Here is an 18180-nt window from a genome sequence, read left to right as displayed (position 1 = left end):
CACACAAGCAGCCACGCAGCGCAGACACCCAAAAGCGAACGGCGACAACACTAAACTCCCTTGTAGCAGGCTATCAGCAAGGCTGTCGAACGCTATTCGCTGTTTAATTGATCAGGATCAACAAGTTGCCAAAAGAACCGAGCAGCTCGACTTCAATCATCGAACGACTCGAGACGCCAGGCATCGAATGCCACTTCCTCGTAGGGGTGCGCCAGCTTCAGGGTGGCTACGGCAAGACGAATCAAACTGTCGTCGCATACCATTTCCACCTTCCATTCACTGAGCTGCTCCAGCTCGCCCTGGTGCCCAATATGCGGATTACTCCCCGCGAGCGGTCGAAACTGCCCCGTGCCGCGGGTTTGCCAGCAGCAACTGTCGTAGTCACCGATGCGACCAACACCTGCATCAAACAGCGCCTGCTTGACGCTCTGAAGATTCTCTTCCGGCACATAAAAACACAGCTTGTACATACGCCTCTCCCCCTGCTTGCGGCCACCCCTTTCACCAGCCCCCGCAAGAACGTCGCCTAAGTCCAGCCAGAGTCCAGACCCAACAAACACAAAAGGGAGCCTCTGGGCTCCCTTTTACTCAATGCTCAAAACCGATTTTAGCGCAGACCCAGCACGTCCTGCATATCGTACAGGCCAGGCTCACGCTGACCCAGCCACAGGGAAGCCCGCACGGCCCCCTTGGCAAAGGTCATGCGACTGCTGGCCTTGTGGGTAATCTCGATGCGCTCGCCTTCAGTGGCGAACAGAACCGTATGATCACCCACCACATCACCGGCACGAATGGTCTCGAAGCCGATCTCCTTGCGTGAACGCGCGCCCGTCTGACCTTCACGGCCATAGACGGCACATTCCTTCAGATCCCGCCCCAGTGCATTGGCCACGACTTCACCCAGGCGCAGTGCTGTGCCGGAAGGCGCATCCACCTTATGACGGTGATGTGTTTCAATGACTTCGATATCGTAATCATCCCCCAGGGTTTTGGCGATGAGATCCAGAACCTTGAAGCAGACATTCACGCCCACACTCATGTTGGGCGCAAACAGGATGGCGATCTGGGTAGCACGCACTTCCAGCTCGCCCTTCTGTTCGTCGTTCAGGCCCGTGGTACCGACAACGATCTTCTTGCCGTGCTGGGCACAAATAGCGACGTTATCCATGGTGGTAGAGGGCGTGGTGAAGTCGATCAGTACATCGAAGTCATCCAGCACATCGTTGATGTCGCCCACCAGTTTGACCCCCAGGCGCCCAACACCGGCCAACTCACCTGCATCGGCGCCCAACAGCGAGCTGCTGGGCTCTACAATGGCGGCGCTCAGCTCGACGCCTTCAGCCAGATGCAGCGCCTCGATATTGGTCTTGCCCATACGCCCGGCTGCACCGGTTACTGCTACTCGAATCATGTTTACAGAATCCATCGTCGAAAAAGGGAGGGCGAGCTGTGGCAGCTAGCAACCGTCCTTGGGGAAAGACTGGTTCATGTCCAGCGCCGGCTTGTCACAGCCGGGATGACCCACCACCCGGGCCGGTACACCCACCACAGTGGTATGGGGTGGTACATTCTCCAGCACCACACTGCCGCCACCCACCTTGGCGCCGGCACCGACTTCGATATTGCCGAAGATCTTGGCGCCGGCCGCGATCAGCACACCTTCGCGAATCTTGGGGTGACGGTCGCCAGTGTCCTTGCCGGTACCGCCGAGGGTCACGTTCTGCAGGATGGAGACATCGTTCTCAACCACACTGGTTTCACCGATAACGATGCCGGTGGCGTGGTCGAACATGACGCCGTGGCCAATACGCGCCGCCGGGTGAATATCCACCTGCATCACCGAACTCACACGGCTCTGGAAATAGAGCGCCAGGGCGCGACGCCCCTGTTTCCAGAGGTTGTGGGACACGCGGTGGGTTTGCAGTGCAGAAAAGCCCTTGAGGTACAGCAGCACAGTGCAGAGACTGTCGACCGCAGGGTCACGGGTCTTCACGGCCATCAGGTCGAGGCAGGCGCAGTGAATAATGCCCGGATCGTCGGCGTAGGCCTGCTCGATCATCTCGCGCAGCGAAACCGCCGACATCACCTCGTCGGCAAGCTTTGAGGCCAGCAGGAATGACAGCGCCGAGGCCAGATCCTTGTGACTGATAATGGCGGCATGATAGAAACTTGCCAGAAAGGGCTCACGCTCTATCTCAAGCCTGGCTTCCTGCTGAAGCCGGGCCCAGAGCGCGGCGGGTTCTATGGCTACAGAGTTCATAGCTCCCCCTTGGATGCGAAACACGGGCGCCGATCAGGCGCCCGGTTTGATCAGGTCATATCTTCGAAGAACTGTTTCACAGAATCGAAGAACGAATTTTTTTTCGGGCTGTGCTTCTTGCCACCTTCGGTTTCCTGCTGGAAATCCTTCAGCAACTCTTTCTGACGACTGGTGAGGCTCACCGGCGTTTCCAGCACCACACGCACCAGCAGATCACCCACAGGACCACCGCGCACCGGGGTTACCCCCTTGCCACGCAGACGGAACAGCTTGCCGGTTTGGGTTTCAGCAGGTACCCGCAGCTTGACCCGGCCATTCAGGGTCGGCACTTCGAGTTCACCGCCGAGGGCCGCATCCACGAAGCTGATCGGTATCTCGCAGTATAGATCGCGCCCGTCGCGCTCGAAGATCGGATGCTGGCGCACGTTGACCTGCACATACAGATCCCCGGCCGGCCCGCCGTGACTGCCCGCCTCACCTTCACCGGAAAGACGAATGCGATCGCCGGTATCGACACCTGGCGGAATTTTCACCGACAGCGTCTTGACCTGCTCAACCCGGCCCTGACCACGGCAGCTGCCGCAGGGCTCGGAAATTACCTTGCCCTCGCCACGACAGGTCGGGCAGGTCTGCTGCACCGAAAAGAAGCCCTGCTGCATGCGCACCTGGCCATTACCGCCACAGGTACCACAGACCTTGGCACTGGTGCCAGGCTTGGCGCCGGAACCATTACAAGGCTCACAGCCGACCAGTGTAGGGACACGAATCGATTTCTCGACACCACGCACGGCATCCTCAAGGCTCAGATCCAGGTTGTAGCGCAGATCGGCACCACGCTGCACGGAGCTGCGACGACGGCCACCACCACCGCCACCGAAAATGTCGCCGAAGACATCGCCGAAAATATCGGAGAAACCGCCGTCAAAACCACCCTGGCCTCCGGCACCCTGCTCAACACCGGCATGGCCATACTGGTCGTAGGCGGCTTTCTTCTGCGCATCGGACAGTACTTCGTAGGCCTCGTTGACCTCCTTGAACTTGTCCTCAGATTCGGCGTCGCCCGGGTTACGGTCCGGGTGAAACTTCATCGCCATGCGCCGATAGGCTTTCTTGATATCGCGGTCGGCCGTGTCTCGCGACACGCCCAACACTTCGTAAAAATCTCGTTTGGACATAAGCGGGTCTGTCATGTTGCAGCGGTTGGCTCCACCGGGAGCCGGACACGACAACGCGGGCTATTGCCCGCGCTGCCACATTTCAGAGTATTGCGAAGCGACTCAACGACTTACTTCTTGTCGTCTTTGACCTCTTCAAACTCTGCATCGACAGCATCTTCGCCGGGCTTGCCGGACGCTTCTTCACCTGTCTGCTCGCCTTGCGCTTCTGCTGCGGCATCGGCATACATCTTCTGCGCCACACCGGAGATAGCTTCGGTCAGGGTAGCGACCTTGGTATCGATACCTTCCTTGCTGTCGCCCTTGAGGGCTTCTTCCAGTTCGGCAATGGCTTTCTCGATCTGCTCTTTCTCTTCCGCAGTCGCCTTGTCGCCCGCTTCGGTCAGCGTCTTGCGCGCCGAGTGAACCATGGCGTCGCCCTGGTTGCGCGCCTGGGCCAATTCTTCGAACTTGCGGTCTTCATCGGCATGGGACTCGGCGTCCGCTACCATCTGATCGATTTCGTCATCCGACAGACCGGAAGAAGACTTGATGACGATGGACTGCTGCTTGCCGGTTGCCTTGTCCTTGGCGGACACATTCAGGATACCGTTGGCATCGAGGTCGAAGGTGACTTCGATCTGCGGCACGCCACGGGGCGCCATCGGGATGTCAGCCAGATCGAAACGGCCCAGCGACTTGTTCTGCGCCGCCTGCTTGCGCTCACCCTGCACCACGTGAATGGTTACAGCGTTCTGGTTGTCGTCTGCGGTAGAGAACACCTGCGACTTCTTGGTCGGGATGGTGGTGTTCTTCTCGATCAGTCCTGTAGCTACACCACCCATGGTTTCAATACCCAGGGTCAGCGGCGTTACGTCCAGCAGCAGCACGTCTTTAACATCACCGGACAGTACGGCACCCTGGATCGCAGCACCAATGGCGACGGCTTCATCGGGGTTCACATCCTTGCGCGGCTCCTTGCCAAAGAACTCGGCAACGGACTTCTGCACCATCGGCATGCGGGTCTGACCGCCCACCAGGATGATTTCATCGATAGCAGAAGCGCTCAGGTCAGCATCTTTCAGGGCAATACGGCACGGATCAAGGGTACGCTTAACCAGGTCTTCAACCAGGGATTCCAGTTTGGAGCGGGTTACCTTGACGTTAAGGTGCTTGGGGCCTGTAGCATCTGCGGTGATGTACGGCAGGTTGACGTCGGTCTGCTGGGCAGAGGACAGCTCAACCTTGGCCTTCTCGGCGGCTTCCTTCAGGCGCTGCAGCGCCAGCGGATCGTGGTGCAGGTCGATGCCGGACTCTTTCTTGAACTCGTCTGCCAGGTAGTTGATCAGCTTAAGGTCGAAATCTTCACCACCGAGGAAAGTATCACCGTTGGTAGCCAGTACTTCGAACTGGTGCTCGCCATCAACATCGGCGATTTCGATGATGGAAACGTCGAAGGTACCACCACCCAGGTCGTAGACGGCGATGGTGCGGTCACCCTTGCCCTTGTCCAGACCGTAGGCCAGGGCAGCGGCAGTCGGCTCGTTGATGATGCGTTTGACGTCCAGACCGGCGATACGGCCAGCATCCTTGGTCGCCTGACGCTGAGCATCGTTGAAGTAGGCCGGTACAGTGATAACGGCTTCAGTCACCGCTTCACCCAGGTAGTCTTCGGCGGTCTTCTTCATTTTTTTCAGGATTTCGGCAGACACCTGGGGTGCAGCCATCTTCTTGCCTTTAACCTCAACCCAGGCGTCGCCATTGTCGGCTTCGACAATGGAGTACGGCACCATCTTGATGTCTTTCTGTACGACATCGTCCTTGAAACGACGGCCGATCAGGCGCTTGATGGCAAACAGGGTATTGGTCGGGTTGGTTACAGCCTGACGCTTGGCCGGCTGCCCTACCAGGATTTCGCCATCTTCGCTGTAGGCAATGATGGACGGCGTGGTGCGGTCGCCTTCGGCGTTTTCCAGCACGCGAGTCTTGTCGCCATCCAGGATCGCCACACAGGAGTTGGTGGTTCCCAGGTCGATACCAATAATTTTACCCATGTGTCTTTGCTCCAGTTCTGCGGTGCCTGTGTTGCAAGGCACGAAATCCGATTAACTTGCTTGCAGTTCTATATAGGGCCGAATATCGCCGTTTCAAGCGCCGGCCCCTAAAGTCTCTGCTTAACTTTTCGAAACCATGACCATCGCCGGACGCAACAGGCGACCATTGAGGGTGTAGCCTTTCTGCACCACCGCGACCACGGTGTTGGGCGCCGTATCAGGCGCATCCACCAGCGACATGGCCTGATGCAGAGCCGGGTCGAAGGCCGTACCCTGCGGATCGACAGACTCGATCTTGAACTTGTTCAGACCCGAGACCAGCATGCCCAGCGTCAGCTCGACACCTTCGCGGATGGCCTGAGTAGCAGCGTCTTCCTTGTCGAAGGTCTCAACCGCACGCTCCAGGCTGTCGACCACCGGCAGCATTTCGTTGGCAAACTTCTCGACACCAAACTTGTGCGCCTTTTCCACATCCTGCTCGGCACGACGACGAACATTCATGAAGTCGGCCTGAGTGCGCAGCAGCTGATCGCGCAACTCATCCATTTCAGTGGTGACAGTCTCGAGTTCCTGAGCCAGGGTTTGAGCATCAGGCAGCTCTGCGGCATCCGCTGTCGCAGCGGCTGCGTCTGTCTGCTGTTCTTCGGCTACCGGCGATTCCAGGATTTCATCCGCCGGATTTTTCTCTTGCTCTGCCATTCCTGTTACCCACCTCAATGCAAAGATGTTTGAAAACATTACTGCTGCTGTATATGGGGTTATTCGCCGGTGATTCAACCGCTACCACAGAAAAAATTTGCTACGCGATGCATCGAAGATTGCAACGGCAATGGAAATGACCTATACAGTAAAAACACTGTATGAAAACACAGGTAAAACACCATCATGCTCAGTCAGCTGACGATCCGCAACTTTGCCATTGTCGAAAGTCTGGACCTGGAACTTGCCGCCGGCATGACCGTTGTCAGCGGTGAAACCGGGGCCGGCAAGTCCATCATGCTCGATGCCCTGGCCCTGGCCCTGGGTGATCGCGCCGAAACAGGCGTGGTACGCACAGGCGCCGAGCGCGCCGAAATCATCGCCAGTTTCAATATCAGCGGCCTGCCCGATGCCACCGCCTGGCTGCAGGAGCAGGATCTCGACCAGGATGGCGACTGTATCCTGCGCCGGGTGATCACCCGTGAAGGGCGCTCACGCTCCTATATCAACGGTCAGCCCTGCCCGGTCACGGCCATCCGTACCCTGGCGAATCATCTGGTGGATATTCACGGCCAGCATGAACACCAGCGCCTTCTCAAGCGCGACTACCACCGTACTCTGCTGGATGAACATGCCGGCCAGAGCAAACAGGCCGGCCAGGTACGCGACACTTTCCTGCGCTGGCGCCGGCTGGACCAGGAACTGAGCAGCCTGACCGAACAGAGTGCCGAACAGGCCGCCCGCATCCAGCTGCTCAGCTACCAAACCGACGAGCTGGATCAGCTTGGGCTGCAGGACAATGAACTCGGCGCACTGGAAGAAGAGCAGAAAACCCTGGCCAACGCCGATGACATTCTGCACACCGGACACCAGCTACTGGAACTCACCGCCGACGCCGAACAAGCCAACTGCCTGAGCCTGCTGGCGCACTGCGAACAACTACTGCACTCGCTCGATGTTCAGTCGCCGGCCCTGCAGCAGGCCGCCGAAATGCTCGGCAGCGCACAGATACAGATAGAGGAAGCCAGCCAGGAGATTCGCCACTATCTGGATCGCGTCGAGGTCAACCCGCAGCGCCAGAAGGACGTCGAAGAGCGCCTCTCCAGCATCTATGACATAGCACGCAAGCACCGCATCAAACCCGAAGCGCTGGTGAGCTTTCACAGCGAACTGAAGCAGGAGCTCAACTCCCTGAGCCGCTCCGATGAGGAGCTCGACCTGCTTGCCCAGGCGGTCACCGCCGCCCGGGAGTCTTACAGCAAGGCAGCTGCACGCCTGAGTCGCGGCCGGCAAAAGGCGGCACGACTGCTCGGCAAGGCCGTGGATGCACAACTGCACGAGCTGGGCATGAATGACGCCCGCTTTGAAGTCAGCCTCAGTCCCTTGCCGCAAGAGCGCCAGGGGACACACGGGCTGGAAGAGGTGGAATTCCTCATCAGCGCCAACCGTGGCCAGCCCGCACGCCCACTTGGCAAGGTCGCATCAGGCGGCGAGCTGTCCCGTATCAGCCTGGCGATTCAGGTCATCACTGCGCAGACCTCCGCCACACCTACGCTGATATTCGACGAAGTCGATGTCGGCATCGGTGGCGCCATAGCCGAAGTCGTGGGTCGCATGCTGCGCCAGCTCGGCGAACGCGCCCAAATCCTGTGCGTAACCCACCAGCCACAAGTTGCATCCCAGGGACACCAGCACCTCTTCGTCAGCAAGATTGCCGGTGATGTGCATACCCACACCCGCATTCGCAACCTGGACAGCAACGATCGCGTGCAGGAAGTGGCCCGCATGCTGGGCGGTATCGACATTACCGAGCGCTCCGTCGCCCATGCGCGGGAAATGCTCGGGGTCGGTTAGGAGGCTGCAGACGCAAAAAAGCCGGCTTTCACCGGCTTTTTTTGTAACTAGTGTACTGCTTCGCTCTTAGAGGCGCTTTTAGCGAGTCGCCAGGAGGTGGGCCGCACGGCGCATTTTCGAAGGCATAGTGGGCTATGTCGAGGAAATGCAACACCGCGGACGGCCTTCTGGCGGCTCGCCCGCAGGGAGCGCGCCAATTCGCGCCCTGCTGTGTTGCCGCTCTTGGCAAGAGCCCCACTATTACCGGCGAACGGCGCCTTGCCGGACACGCATTGGCGGGCTCTATAAGCACCCATTAGGGCGAAGCAGTACACTAGTACGTCTAGCAAACTCTTGCGACCGCTTTTATAACGATGTGAAATGACCGCAGCGGACAACCCTTCCACAGGCGGCAACCTTCACAGCTGTCTGCAGCAAAAAGCGACTAGCGCTTTTCGCAACCATCCTTGCACAGGCCATACAGATACAATGTGCGGTCGGTCAGGCGAAAGCCCAGCTCTTCTGCAATCGCATTCTGACGCCGTACCAGCTCAGGATCAGTGAATTCCCGCACCTTGCCACAACGTACGCAGACCACATGGTCGTGCTGCTGATCACTGGCCAGCTCGAACACCGAATGCCCGCCTTCGAAGTGATGACGCGACACAAGACCGGCCGTTTCAAACTGCGTCAGCACCCGGTAAACCGTTGCCAGGCCGACGTCTTCTCCCTGTTCGATCAACAACTTGTATATGTCTTCAGCGCTAAAGTGATCTCCCTCACCGGCACGCTCCAGAATCTGGTAGATCTTGACCCTGGGCAGGGTGACTTTCAGTCCTGCCTTACGCAGTTCCTGATTTTCAAGCGCCATAATCTTTCTCTATGCTGTTCGCGATTTTGGATGTTAGACTTCATTATCTTTGTTTATGCACCATAGTGGAAGTTTAATGCAGATACGGAAGTTTCTTATCGGCATCACCGCCAGCGTTTTGATCACCGGCTGTGCCGAGTTCCCCGGCGTCCACAAGATTGATATCCCGCAGGGCAACGTCGTTTCACAGGAAATGGTCAATCAGCTTAAGCCCGGCATGACCCGAAATCAGGTCCGCTTTGTTATGGGCACCCCACTGATCACCGATACCTTCAGCCCTGACCGCTGGGACTACATCTACAGCATGGAAAAGGGTGGAGAAACCCGGACCCAGGAAGGTGTATCCCTGTACTTTAGCGGCGACCAGCTGAGCCGCATCAGTGGCGACTACCGCCCCGTTCCCCCTCAGTAGCCGCCTGATTACGGCAGCGCATCCGTCGCTGCCGAGCTTTCGCTTCCCGCTTTACACAGACTCGCTTCAGGCTTAATCCTGCCCGGTGGCCTTTTGGGCTTTCATCTTCGCGGCCCGCTTGGCACGTGCCTCCTTGGGGTCTGCGATTAGCGGTCGATAAATCTCCACCCGATCACCATCACGCAGCACATACTCCCGGGGATTTCGAATCGCCTTGCCGAAAACCCCCATGGGTGCGTGATCGGGATCGATCTGCGGAAACAACGCCACAATGCCAGACTTGATCACCGCATCATGCGCCGTGCAGTCACTTTCCACTTGCAGCGATATGATTTTCTGTTCGTTGGGCAGCGCAAAGGCAACCTCGACTGTAATCATCTGTGTTAGGTCCTTTAATTAACTTAGCCGTATACCTTGTCGGCCCGCGTCACAAAGGCATCCACCAGGGTCGTCGCCACCTGACTGAACACCTTGGACATCGCCATTCCGGTCAGCTTGCCGGCAAAGTCAAAGCTCAGGTCAAGGTGCACCTTGCACGCCTCGTCACTTAGCGGCGTGAAGGTCCAGACACCGCTAAGGGATGCAAAGGGCCCTTCCACCAGCTCAATGATCATTTTCCCCGGACGTTCAAGCCGATTGCGTGTCGTAAAGCTGTACCTCAGCCCGGCCTTGGCCAGATGCAGCGTCGCCACCAACTCAGCCTCCGATGACCTGATCAGCTCAGTGGAGGCACACCAGGGCAGAAACTGCGGATAGGCATCAACATCATTGATGAGATCAAACATTTCTTCGGCTGTATGCAGCACCAGGGCGCTGCGTTCGACACGGGTCATCGGATAAGCGTCCTTCAGGCCAGTTTCTGGTACAGATTAAGTGCGAATATAATCGCCACCGCTACCGGCGCCACGAATCGTACCACGCCGTACCACAGATTGAAGTGCAGTCGATTTTTCATCGCCAGCTCATCCATGATCGCGGTGCGCTGCATAAACCAGCCCACGTAGATCGCCAGAAAGAGCCCGCCGAGCGGCAACATGATATTGGCCGTCACGAAATCGAGAAAATCGAAGGTGGTCATACCCAGAAGCTTGAAATCCGCCAGCACGTTGAAGGACCCCAGACTTAAAACCCCCATCGCCCAGCCCGCAGCACCCAGGATCAGGCAGGCCGGCAAACGCTCAAGCTTGAGCCGTTCGACCAGCCAGGCCGTCGCCGGCTCCATCAGCGAAATGGCAGACGTCCAGGCCGCCACCCCCACCAGCAGGAAGAACAGAAAGCCAAACAGCTGACCCCCGGGCATCTGCCCAAAGGCAACCGGCAGCGTGATGAACATCAGCCCTGGGCCTGCACCAGGATCCAGTTCGTTGGCAAACACGATGGGGAAGATCGCCATGCCCGCCGCCAGCGCAACCAGGGTATCAAGGAAAGCAATCGTCATAACGGTGCCGCCGATAGATGCACTCTTTGGCATATAGGAGCCGTAGGCCAAGATGGCCCCCATCCCCAGGGACAGCGTGAAGAAGGAGTGACCCAGAGCCACCAGCACGCTGTCCCAGGTCAGATCTTCAGGCGCAAAGTGAAACAAAAACTCCAGGCCTTGCGTGAAATGACCGGTCGTAAAGGAATAGCCCAGCAGTAGCGCCAGCAAGGCAAAAAGCGCCGGCATCATGATACGGGTAGCCCGTTCAAGCCCCTTGTTAACACCGCCAACGACCACCAGCATCACCAGCACCACAAATACCGAGTGCCAGGCCAGCATCAGCTTGGGGTCGGCCAGCAGCAGCTCGAACTGTGCTGCGGCCTGCTCCCGCCCCATATCGATATAGTCTCCGCGCACCATGCCGGCGATATAGTTCAGCACCCAGCCGGCCACCACCGAGTAGAAGCTGAAGATCAGGAAGCCCGCCAGGGCCGCCATCCAGCCGATGGCCTGCCAGCCGGTTGAAAGGCCCGATTCACTGGCGGTGACCTTCATGGCATTGACGGGATTACAGCGGGCACGCCGCCCGATCAGCGCCTCGCCCATCATGATGGGCACGCCGACCAGCAGGATGCAGACCAGATATACCAACACAAAGGCACCGCCGCCATTCTCCCCGGTGATATAGGGGAATTTCCAGATATTGCCCAAACCGACGGCCGAGCCGGTCGCTGCCAGAATAAAGATCCAGCGATTGGCCCAGGTACCATGTATCGAGTGCCGTTCCTGCATACTTGCCTCTATAAAAGCTATCAAACCGCGCTGCCTGCGAATGCTGCTGCCTATAAATGAAGCACCGGAGCACTGTCTGCACGCTAACTTCGCAACGCAAAACGGGGCATTCTTCCTATTTTGCCGGATTCAGGCAACCGTTTTACCCCACCGTGGCTGTTTTTTTGCATTCAGCGACCGCGAAACACAACGTCTTGCTTTCCAGCCCGACAGCGCATCGATATAATCGCCCACCATGGCAACCAAGAAATCCAAGAACACCAGCTCGACAATCTGTCTCAACAAGAAGGCACGGCACGAATACAGCATCGAAGAAAAATTCGAAGCAGGTGTCGCCCTCACCGGTTGGGAAGTCAAGAGCTTGCGCGAGGGCCGCGCTCAACTGGTCGACTCCTACGTCATCCTCAAGAACGATGAGGCATGGCTCGTGGGCGCTCACTTCACACCACTGCTCAGCGCCTGCACCCATGTGGTCGCAGACCCCAGGCGCGATCGCAAACTGCTGCTGCACCGTCGCCAGATCGACAAGCTGACAGTAGAAACCCAAGCCAAGGGCCATACCTGCGTGGCACTGGCCATGTACTGGAAAGGCGGCCGGGTCAAATGCGAAATCGCCCTCGTAAAGGGCAAGAAATTGCATGACAAACGTGCCGCAGAGAAAGATCGAGAAGGCGAGCGCGAAAAACAACGCGCCCTGGCAACCCGCTGACCGACCTGCCTGACCCTGCCGGTGCCCACAAGCACCGGCAACGATCGACGTTTTTCACATTCCCGCCCGTCCAAGCCCGTAAAAAGATACCACTCCCGATAGAAAAACCGTATACTGGCCGCATCTACGGGGGTGACTTGGCTTCGACGCTGATTACGAACCCTTGGGTGCATGTCGAGTTTGTAGTGAATCTCGTAAATCCGTCACTACACAGTTATAGTTGCTAACGACGATAACTACGCTCTAGCAGCTTAAGGCCGCTAGCGCCGCTCTCTAAGGTGTCTGTAACTCAGAGGTTTTGCGGTGTCATTGGAGACAGAATCGCCTGGATGCTTTGTCTCAAGCTGAACGGTTAAAACTAAAGAGGCTCGCCCACAGCACCCTGGCTCTCGGGTCGCGACGGGTTAATTTAATTGAGATGCCTAAGCATGTAGATCTTAAGGCAGAGGATTGGCGGACGCGGGTTCGAAACCCGCCACCTCCACCAAATGCCCGTTGATAAAGGCCTGATTTTTCAGGCCTTTTTCTATTCTGGGCCTTCCAAAATACCGCATGTGTCGAAAACGTGTCGCAACAAGACACAGCCTTATTGCATCCTGCAATTGCTCCGGCGTAAATGTGCTTACCACATGGTCTCTCACCAACACTTATTTCCCAAGTCACTCTCGCTCTTACACAAAGCCAGCGACTGGTAAAACTAGCCACCACCCACCGTCTATCTCTACGCATCGGCCATCCACAGGCGGATTCCGACAGGGCCGGCCAGCGCACTATTGCGAGTATTCTCGGGGCTGAATCGCAGCACGGTATCTCTTCATTTATAGCCCCGAATCACCACCCAGCGTCATCTTCGCGATCCAGTACTGCCAATGCCAGGGGTAACCGCACTGCACAAGATGTCAGGGCCGGCCAGATCTGCTACATTCGCGCTCTTGAATTTGCTCGTAACGTGCTTGTGTATCTGCAACTATTAACCCTATCCAACTCGACACAGGACAGCTTGCCATGAGTCTTGCCAACCAAGTATTGGCCGTGAACAATGATCTGCCGATTCGTACCGATCGCCCTGTCCACAGCGGTAAAGTCCGCTCCGTGTACTGGCTGACCGAAGCGGACAGCCGTCGCCTGATCGAAGAAAAAGGCTATGACGTTGTCTCCGACGCCCCCTTGGCCATCATGGTAATCAGTGACCGCATCTCCGCCTTCGACTGCATCTGGCACGGCGAAGGCGGCATGCAGGGCGTACCCGGCAAGGGCGCCGCCCTTAACGCCATCTCCAACCACTGGTTCAAGCTGTTCCGCGAGCAGGGCCTGGCCGATAGCCATATTCTGGATATCCCCCACCCCTTTGTCTGGATAGTGCAGAAAGCCCGCCCGGTGATGATTGAAGCAATCGGCCGCCAGTACATTACCGGCTCGATGTGGCGCGCCTATGCCAAGGGAGAACGCACCTTCTGTGGCATTGAGCTGCCCGATGGTCTGCAGAAAGACCAGCCACTGCCCGAGCTGCTGATCACGCCGTCCACCAAGGGAATTCTGCAGGGTATCCCGGGCGTTCCGGAAGCGGACGATGTGAACGTCTCCCGCAAGGATATCCGCGATCACTACCAGGCCTTCAACTTCCGCAGTGCCGAGGATATAGAGCGCTACGAAGAACTGCTGCGGGACGGCTTTGAGGTGATCAGCACTGCCCTGGCCAAGCTGGACCAGGTCTTTGTCGATACCAAGTTCGAGTTCGGTTACGTCACTGATCGCAGCGGCACCGAGAAGCTGATTTACATGGATGAGGTCGGCACACCTGACTCGTCCCGCATCTGGGACGGCGCTGCGTACCGGGCCGGCAAGGTGGTAGAGCAGTCCAAGGAAGCCTTCCGTCAACTGCTGCTCAATCATTTTCCCGATCCCGATATTCTGCTCAACAAGGATCGCATGGCCGAGCGCCAGGCACTGGCACAGGACAACGCTCTGCCGCAAGAAGTACTGATGCAGGTCTCCGAAACCTATCGCGCCATTGCCGAAAAAATCACCGGCACCCCCGTTGAGCTGCCACAAAACCCCAAGGCGGAAATCATCGCCATCCTGCGCGACCAGTACGACCTGATCGACACAAACGCATAACACCCCGACCGAAGGCACGGGCAATACCCGTGCCCTCGGCGACCAGGCGATCACCGGCGCCATGGCGGTGCGTCGCCATCTTCCAGAACATGACCGCCGACCAATCAACCCTTCGTTCCTCCCTTAACTCCATCCAGCTGGTCCGCCCAAGTCGGACTCAAAGGTTAGCTGACGGACTGCGCCCTGACGCAGACAACGCCACGCCCGAGCGGCAGCCATGTTGCGCTCAACCATCCCTGAAGCCCTTGATATACATTCGTTGCGGACGACTATACTCACGCTGGCAACAGAGCCACAAAAGGACAAATACTTACAAATTCTTACAAGATGGGTTGATTTTATAAGTCATACAATACTATTATTCCTGTCAACGAGAACGGGGGCCAGCTGAAGCCTCAGCTGGAACGGGTCTAGACAGGGGCAGCACAGGCGAGAGCCTTTGCGAAAATCCAGACTATTTCTGCGCTCACCACCGTCACATCTCGCCAATGCACCACACCTGAGCCAGGCTCATCGGCAGGCTATAACCGCCAGCCACCGGGCCATTATAGGCTCTTCATAAAAACAAGAGGTTAGTATGAAATCACGCAAGCTTGTCAGCACATTGGCCAAAGCGATTATCACCAGCACTTTTATACTGGGTTCGATCGCCAGCGCCGCCAGCTATCCGTCCAAGCAGATTGAAGTCATAGTGCCCTATTCCGCCGGTGGCGGCACCGACCTGGTAACCCGGGCTTTTGCCGATGCCGCCAAACAGTACCTCCCCGAAGCCATGGGCGTCGTGAACAAAACCGGTGGCGGTGGCGCTGTCGGCCTGTCTGAAATAGTGCGTGCTCGGGCCGATGGCTACCATATCGGCATGGGTACCGTTGAACTGGCGATGCTGCCGCACCTTGGAATGGTCACTTTCCAGGCCGAGGACTTTGTTCCTATCGCTCGTCTCAATGCCGAACCCAGCGCCATTTCCGTTAACGCCGATTCCCCCTGGCAGACCTATGACGAGTTCATTGCGCACGCCAAGGCTAACCCCGGCGCCATCCGCATTGGCAACTCAGGTACAGGCGCTATTTGGCACCTCGCAGCTGAAGCCCTCGCCGACAAAACCGGCACCCAGTTCAGCCACATCCCTTACGATGGCGCCAACCCAGCGGTTACAGCACTGCTCGGCGGACACATTGAGGCGGTTACTGTGAGCCCGGCTGAAGTCGCCAACCACGTTAAAAACGGCAAGATTCGTATCCTGACGATTATGTCGGATGAGCGCATCGCCGGCTTTGAAGATATCCCGACACTCAAGGAAAGCGGTGTTGATCTGAGCATCATGACCTGGCGCGGTATCGTCGTTCCCAAGAAGACACCTGAAGACATTCAGATGGTTCTGCGTGACGCCGTAAAACAGACCGCCAACGATGACGGCTTCAAGAGCGCGCTGGCCAAAATGAACCTGACCCATGCCTACCTGGATGCGCCTGAGTTTCAGAAAACCATCAGCAGGGATGACGTCTTTTTCAAAGACCTCATGAAAAAACTGGGGCTGGGTAGCTAAGCTTTACTAGATCCACCCTGGCCTGTGCATCTGCACGGGCCAGGGCATCTGACGTTTGAGGCCTGCCGCAGGCGAACCCAGGCGTAGACCCGATCGACATACTATAAGAATCAGGCAGCATAAGATCCGTACCAGGCTGCAGACTAAAGGTACCGCCCATGAGCGCCCAACAGGAAAAAAGCAGTCCTGGCTTTCAGATTCACAGCCGCTGGCTTGAGCTCAGCATCCCGCTGATCACCATTGCCCTGGCGTCTTTTGCACTCTTTACCGCATCATTCTTCCCGGCATCGCTGCTAAAAACCGATGTTGGACCCGCACGCTTCCCCATCGTCTACGCCATTTTGCTCATCGCACTCTGCCTGGGGTTAGTCGTACTTGTATTGCGCAGCAAGAACGCCGCATCAACGGCAAAAATATCCCTGCGAGATTTTCGCACCGAGATTAAATCCGTCGTCGGCATAGTCGCGTCAGTGGTGAATTTCGTGCTGATACCGCTGGTCGGTTTCCTTGTCGCCAACACTTTATATATGACCTGCCTGATATGGCTGCTCGGTTATCGCCACCGTGTCATTACACCTCTGGTGGCCATGGCCATCACCGGTCTCATCTATGTTGTTTTTTACTTCGGATTGAATGTTCCCTTGCCGGAAGGTGAATTAATTGATTAATCCTTCTGCATCCTGCTCGACAGGGAGAATATAAATGCAAGATTTCAGCATGCTCATCAACGGCGTATTGGCGCTGTTTGATCAGCCCATGTCACTGCTGTTCGCCGTACTTGGCGTCACCCTGGGAGTACTGCTGGGCATACTTCCTGGCCTTACCGCGACCATGGGCGTCGCCATACTGCTGCCCTTTACCTTCGGGATGGATCCGGTACCTGCACTGCTGATGATTTCAGGTGTGTACTTCGGTGGCATCTATGGCGGCTCCATCACCGCGATTCTGCTGAATATCCCGGGTACGCCCGCCGCCGCCGCCACAGCGCTGGACGGCTACCAGCTCACCCGCCAGGGCAAGGCCGGTGTTACCCTTGGCACCGCGACTCTGTCGTCCTTTATCGGTGGCACCATCAGCATACTTATCCTGATATTCATGGCCCCGCTACTGGCTGACTTTGCGTTAAAGTTCAGCGCCGCAGAAAACTTTGCACTGGCTGTTTTCGGCCTTAGCATCATCGTCAGTATCTCCAGCCACTCCATGCTCAAGGGCTTGATCGCAGGTGGCATCGGGCTGCTGATCGCCACCGTGGGACTGGATCCGATGAGCGGCTATCCGCGCTTCACCGGCGGCTTTAACGAACTCATGAGTGTGCCCTTTATTCCGATCATGATCGGCCTCTTTGCCGCATCGGAAGCCTTCAAGTCGCTATCCGAAACCCAGGCCGCGCGATCCAGCGCCAGTGCCATCGGTCGCATCATCCCAAGCTGGAGTACCTTTAAGGGCCTGATTCCCACGATTCTGCGCTCGGCGGGCCTGGGCAGCTTTATCGGCTCCATACCCGGCGCCGGCGCCGATATCGCATCCTTTGTGGCCTATAACGAGGCCAAGCGCTTCAGCAAGAACAAGGAGAATTTCGGCAAGGGCGAGTTGCAGGGCGTTGCCGCCGCTGAATCCGCCTCCAATGGCTGTACCGGCGGCGCCCTGCTGCCCATGCTGACCCTGGGCATTCCAGGCGATGCGGTTACAGCCGTCATGCTTGGCGCCCTGGTGCTGCAGGGTCTGCAGCCCGGCCCCATGCTCTTCGCCGAACACGGTGAGCTGGTATTTACGGTCTTTGCCGGCATGCTGTTTTGCTACCTGGTACTGCTGGCCATCGGGCTCGCATCCTTGCGAGTAGTGGTAAAGATCATTCGCATCCCCAAGGCGATACTGACACCGACCATTCTGTCGCTCTGCGTGGTGGGCACCTACGCCATCAACAACAGCGTGTTTGATATAGGCATCATGCTGGCGGCGGGTATTGCCGGCTACTTCATGCAAAAACGTGACTTCCCGCCCTCACCCATCGTGCTGGCACTGATCATGGGACCCATGGCGGAAAGCAATTTCAGGCGGGCCCTGTCTCTGCAGGGCGGCAGCTATGACTTCCTCTATACCCGCCCGATCACAGTCGTGCTGCTCAGCATCGCCCTGATCACCCTGAGCTACCCGATTTATCGCAAGCTGCGCAGCAAACCCAAGGCAGAGGCAGCGGCGGATACGATTTCAGGTCACTAAGCCACCAATATGGCGTTAATGATCTGTTGATGGCACAAGCTATCGCTTACGCCAGAGACAAAACAAACAAGGCCTCCTTGCGGAGGCCTTGT

The 18180-nt window shown here is 57.4% G+C and carries 17 protein-coding genes and 1 other RNA gene; 8 read left to right on the top strand and 10 right to left on the bottom strand.

Annotation, left to right across the window (positions count from 1 at the left end):
• Positions 1–152: 152 nt before the first annotated feature.
• The 6 genes from A8C75_RS02395 to grpE all read right to left on the bottom strand — a co-directional run bounded on the left by A8C75_RS02395 (position 153) and on the right by grpE (position 6167).
• Positions 153–470 carry a YqfO family protein gene (locus A8C75_RS02395; protein WP_067377584.1) on the bottom strand — a complete coding sequence of 106 codons (318 nt, stop codon included), beginning with the start codon at positions 468–470 and terminating at the stop codon, positions 153–155.
• Between the two features lie 137 nt (positions 471–607).
• On the bottom strand, positions 608–1411 hold the full coding sequence (dapB, locus tag A8C75_RS02390) for a 4-hydroxy-tetrahydrodipicolinate reductase (RefSeq protein WP_067377581.1): 804 nt from the start codon (positions 1409–1411) through the stop codon (positions 608–610).
• Between the two features lie 45 nt (positions 1412–1456).
• Positions 1457–2260 (bottom strand): serine O-acetyltransferase, encoded by an 804-nt coding sequence (cysE, locus tag A8C75_RS02385; protein WP_067377579.1) that lies wholly within the window; start codon positions 2258–2260, stop codon positions 1457–1459.
• 50 nt (positions 2261–2310) lie between these two features.
• Positions 2311–3435, bottom strand: a complete 1125-nt coding sequence (dnaJ, locus tag A8C75_RS02380) for a molecular chaperone DnaJ (protein ID WP_067377576.1) — start codon at positions 3433–3435, stop codon at positions 2311–2313.
• A 110-nt stretch (positions 3436–3545) separates the two neighbouring features.
• Positions 3546–5468 carry a molecular chaperone DnaK gene (gene dnaK / locus A8C75_RS02375; RefSeq protein ID WP_067377574.1) on the bottom strand — a complete coding sequence of 641 codons (1923 nt, stop codon included), beginning with the start codon at positions 5466–5468 and terminating at the stop codon, positions 3546–3548.
• 120 nt (positions 5469–5588) lie between these two features.
• A complete protein-coding gene (grpE, locus tag A8C75_RS02370; protein ID WP_067377570.1) occupies positions 5589–6167 on the bottom strand; it encodes a nucleotide exchange factor GrpE in 579 nt (192 codons plus the stop codon).
• Positions 6168–6353: 186 nt separating this feature from the next.
• Between grpE and recN the strand changes: the two genes are divergently transcribed.
• Positions 6354–8021: a DNA repair protein RecN gene (recN, locus tag A8C75_RS02365; protein ID WP_067377567.1), complete on the top strand. Its 1668-nt coding sequence runs from the start codon at positions 6354–6356 to the stop codon at positions 8019–8021.
• 424 nt (positions 8022–8445) lie between these two features.
• On the opposite strand, the gene fur is transcribed toward recN, so the two are convergent.
• Positions 8446–8871 carry a ferric iron uptake transcriptional regulator gene (fur, locus tag A8C75_RS02360; protein WP_067377564.1) on the bottom strand — a complete coding sequence of 142 codons (426 nt, stop codon included), beginning with the start codon at positions 8869–8871 and terminating at the stop codon, positions 8446–8448.
• A gap of 76 nt (positions 8872–8947) precedes the next feature.
• On the opposite strand from fur, the gene A8C75_RS02355 reads away from it, so the two are divergent.
• On the top strand, positions 8948–9283 hold the full coding sequence (locus A8C75_RS02355; RefSeq protein WP_084783670.1) for an outer membrane protein assembly factor BamE: 336 nt from the start codon (positions 8948–8950) through the stop codon (positions 9281–9283).
• Between the two features lie 72 nt (positions 9284–9355).
• Here A8C75_RS02355 and A8C75_RS02350 read toward each other — a convergent pair whose 3' ends face one another.
• The 3 genes from A8C75_RS02350 to A8C75_RS02340 are packed head-to-tail and all read right to left on the bottom strand — an operon-like array spanning position 9356 to position 11495.
• Positions 9356–9661 (bottom strand): RnfH family protein, encoded by a 306-nt coding sequence (locus tag A8C75_RS02350; RefSeq protein ID WP_067377562.1) that lies wholly within the window; start codon positions 9659–9661, stop codon positions 9356–9358.
• Between the two features lie 23 nt (positions 9662–9684).
• On the bottom strand, positions 9685–10116 hold the full coding sequence (locus tag A8C75_RS02345) for a type II toxin-antitoxin system RatA family toxin (protein ID WP_067377558.1): 432 nt from the start codon (positions 10114–10116) through the stop codon (positions 9685–9687).
• A gap of 14 nt (positions 10117–10130) precedes the next feature.
• Complete coding sequence (locus A8C75_RS02340) at positions 10131–11495, bottom strand: sodium-dependent transporter (protein ID WP_067377556.1); 1365 nt, start codon at positions 11493–11495, stop codon at positions 10131–10133.
• Positions 11496–11730: 235 nt separating this feature from the next.
• Between A8C75_RS02340 and smpB the strand changes: the two genes are divergently transcribed.
• The 6 genes from smpB to A8C75_RS02310 all read left to right on the top strand — a co-directional run bounded on the left by smpB (position 11731) and on the right by A8C75_RS02310 (position 18088).
• Complete coding sequence (gene smpB / locus A8C75_RS02335; protein ID WP_067377553.1) at positions 11731–12204, top strand: SsrA-binding protein SmpB; 474 nt, start codon at positions 11731–11733, stop codon at positions 12202–12204.
• 128 nt (positions 12205–12332) lie between these two features.
• Positions 12333–12691: a transfer-messenger RNA gene (gene ssrA, locus A8C75_RS02330) on the top strand.
• Between the two features lie 518 nt (positions 12692–13209).
• Positions 13210–14322, top strand: coding sequence for a phosphoribosylaminoimidazolesuccinocarboxamide synthase (locus A8C75_RS02325; RefSeq protein ID WP_067377550.1), 1113 nt, complete (start codon positions 13210–13212; stop codon positions 14320–14322).
• Positions 14323–14899: 577 nt separating this feature from the next.
• Positions 14900–15868: a tripartite tricarboxylate transporter substrate binding protein gene (locus tag A8C75_RS02320; protein ID WP_067377548.1), complete on the top strand. Its 969-nt coding sequence runs from the start codon at positions 14900–14902 to the stop codon at positions 15866–15868.
• 158 nt (positions 15869–16026) lie between these two features.
• A complete protein-coding gene (locus A8C75_RS02315) occupies positions 16027–16536 on the top strand; it encodes a tripartite tricarboxylate transporter TctB family protein (RefSeq protein WP_067377545.1) in 510 nt (169 codons plus the stop codon).
• 34 nt (positions 16537–16570) lie between these two features.
• On the top strand, positions 16571–18088 hold the full coding sequence (locus tag A8C75_RS02310) for a tripartite tricarboxylate transporter permease (protein WP_067377542.1): 1518 nt from the start codon (positions 16571–16573) through the stop codon (positions 18086–18088).
• Positions 18089–18180 lie beyond the last annotated feature (92 nt).

It is taken from the genome of Marinobacterium aestuarii, from assembly GCF_001651805.1.
Lineage (GTDB): Bacteria > Pseudomonadota > Gammaproteobacteria > Pseudomonadales > Balneatricaceae > Marinobacterium_A > Marinobacterium_A aestuarii.
Note: the sequence above shows the minus strand (reverse complement) of the source record. Positions and strands in the feature narration are given on the sequence as shown.

Excerpts from the sequence above, each read along its gene's own strand:
- A8C75_RS02395 (WP_067377584.1), bottom strand. The coding sequence starts at position 470 with ATGTACAAGCTGTGTTTTTATGTGCCGGAAGAGAATCTTCAGAGCGTC.
- dapB (WP_067377581.1), bottom strand. The coding sequence starts at position 1,411 with ATGATTCGAGTAGCAGTAACCGGTGCAGCCGGGCGTATGGGCAAGACC.
- cysE (WP_067377579.1), bottom strand. The coding sequence starts at position 2,260 with ATGAACTCTGTAGCCATAGAACCCGCCGCGCTCTGGGCCCGGCTTCAG.
- dnaJ (WP_067377576.1), bottom strand. The coding sequence starts at position 3,435 with ATGTCCAAACGAGATTTTTACGAAGTGTTGGGCGTGTCGCGAGACACG.
- dnaK (WP_067377574.1), bottom strand. The coding sequence starts at position 5,468 with ATGGGTAAAATTATTGGTATCGACCTGGGAACCACCAACTCCTGTGTG.
- grpE (WP_067377570.1), bottom strand. The coding sequence starts at position 6,167 with ATGGCAGAGCAAGAGAAAAATCCGGCGGATGAAATCCTGGAATCGCCG.
- recN (WP_067377567.1), top strand. The coding sequence starts at position 6,354 with ATGCTCAGTCAGCTGACGATCCGCAACTTTGCCATTGTCGAAAGTCTG.
- fur (WP_067377564.1), bottom strand. The coding sequence starts at position 8,871 with ATGGCGCTTGAAAATCAGGAACTGCGTAAGGCAGGACTGAAAGTCACC.
- A8C75_RS02355 (WP_084783670.1), top strand. The coding sequence starts at position 8,948 with ATGCAGATACGGAAGTTTCTTATCGGCATCACCGCCAGCGTTTTGATC.
- A8C75_RS02350 (WP_067377562.1), bottom strand. The coding sequence starts at position 9,661 with ATGATTACAGTCGAGGTTGCCTTTGCGCTGCCCAACGAACAGAAAATC.
- A8C75_RS02345 (WP_067377558.1), bottom strand. The coding sequence starts at position 10,116 with ATGACCCGTGTCGAACGCAGCGCCCTGGTGCTGCATACAGCCGAAGAA.
- A8C75_RS02340 (WP_067377556.1), bottom strand. The coding sequence starts at position 11,495 with ATGCAGGAACGGCACTCGATACATGGTACCTGGGCCAATCGCTGGATC.
- smpB (WP_067377553.1), top strand. The coding sequence starts at position 11,731 with ATGGCAACCAAGAAATCCAAGAACACCAGCTCGACAATCTGTCTCAAC.
- A8C75_RS02325 (WP_067377550.1), top strand. The coding sequence starts at position 13,210 with ATGAGTCTTGCCAACCAAGTATTGGCCGTGAACAATGATCTGCCGATT.
- A8C75_RS02320 (WP_067377548.1), top strand. The coding sequence starts at position 14,900 with ATGAAATCACGCAAGCTTGTCAGCACATTGGCCAAAGCGATTATCACC.
- A8C75_RS02315 (WP_067377545.1), top strand. The coding sequence starts at position 16,027 with ATGAGCGCCCAACAGGAAAAAAGCAGTCCTGGCTTTCAGATTCACAGC.
- A8C75_RS02310 (WP_067377542.1), top strand. The coding sequence starts at position 16,571 with ATGCAAGATTTCAGCATGCTCATCAACGGCGTATTGGCGCTGTTTGAT.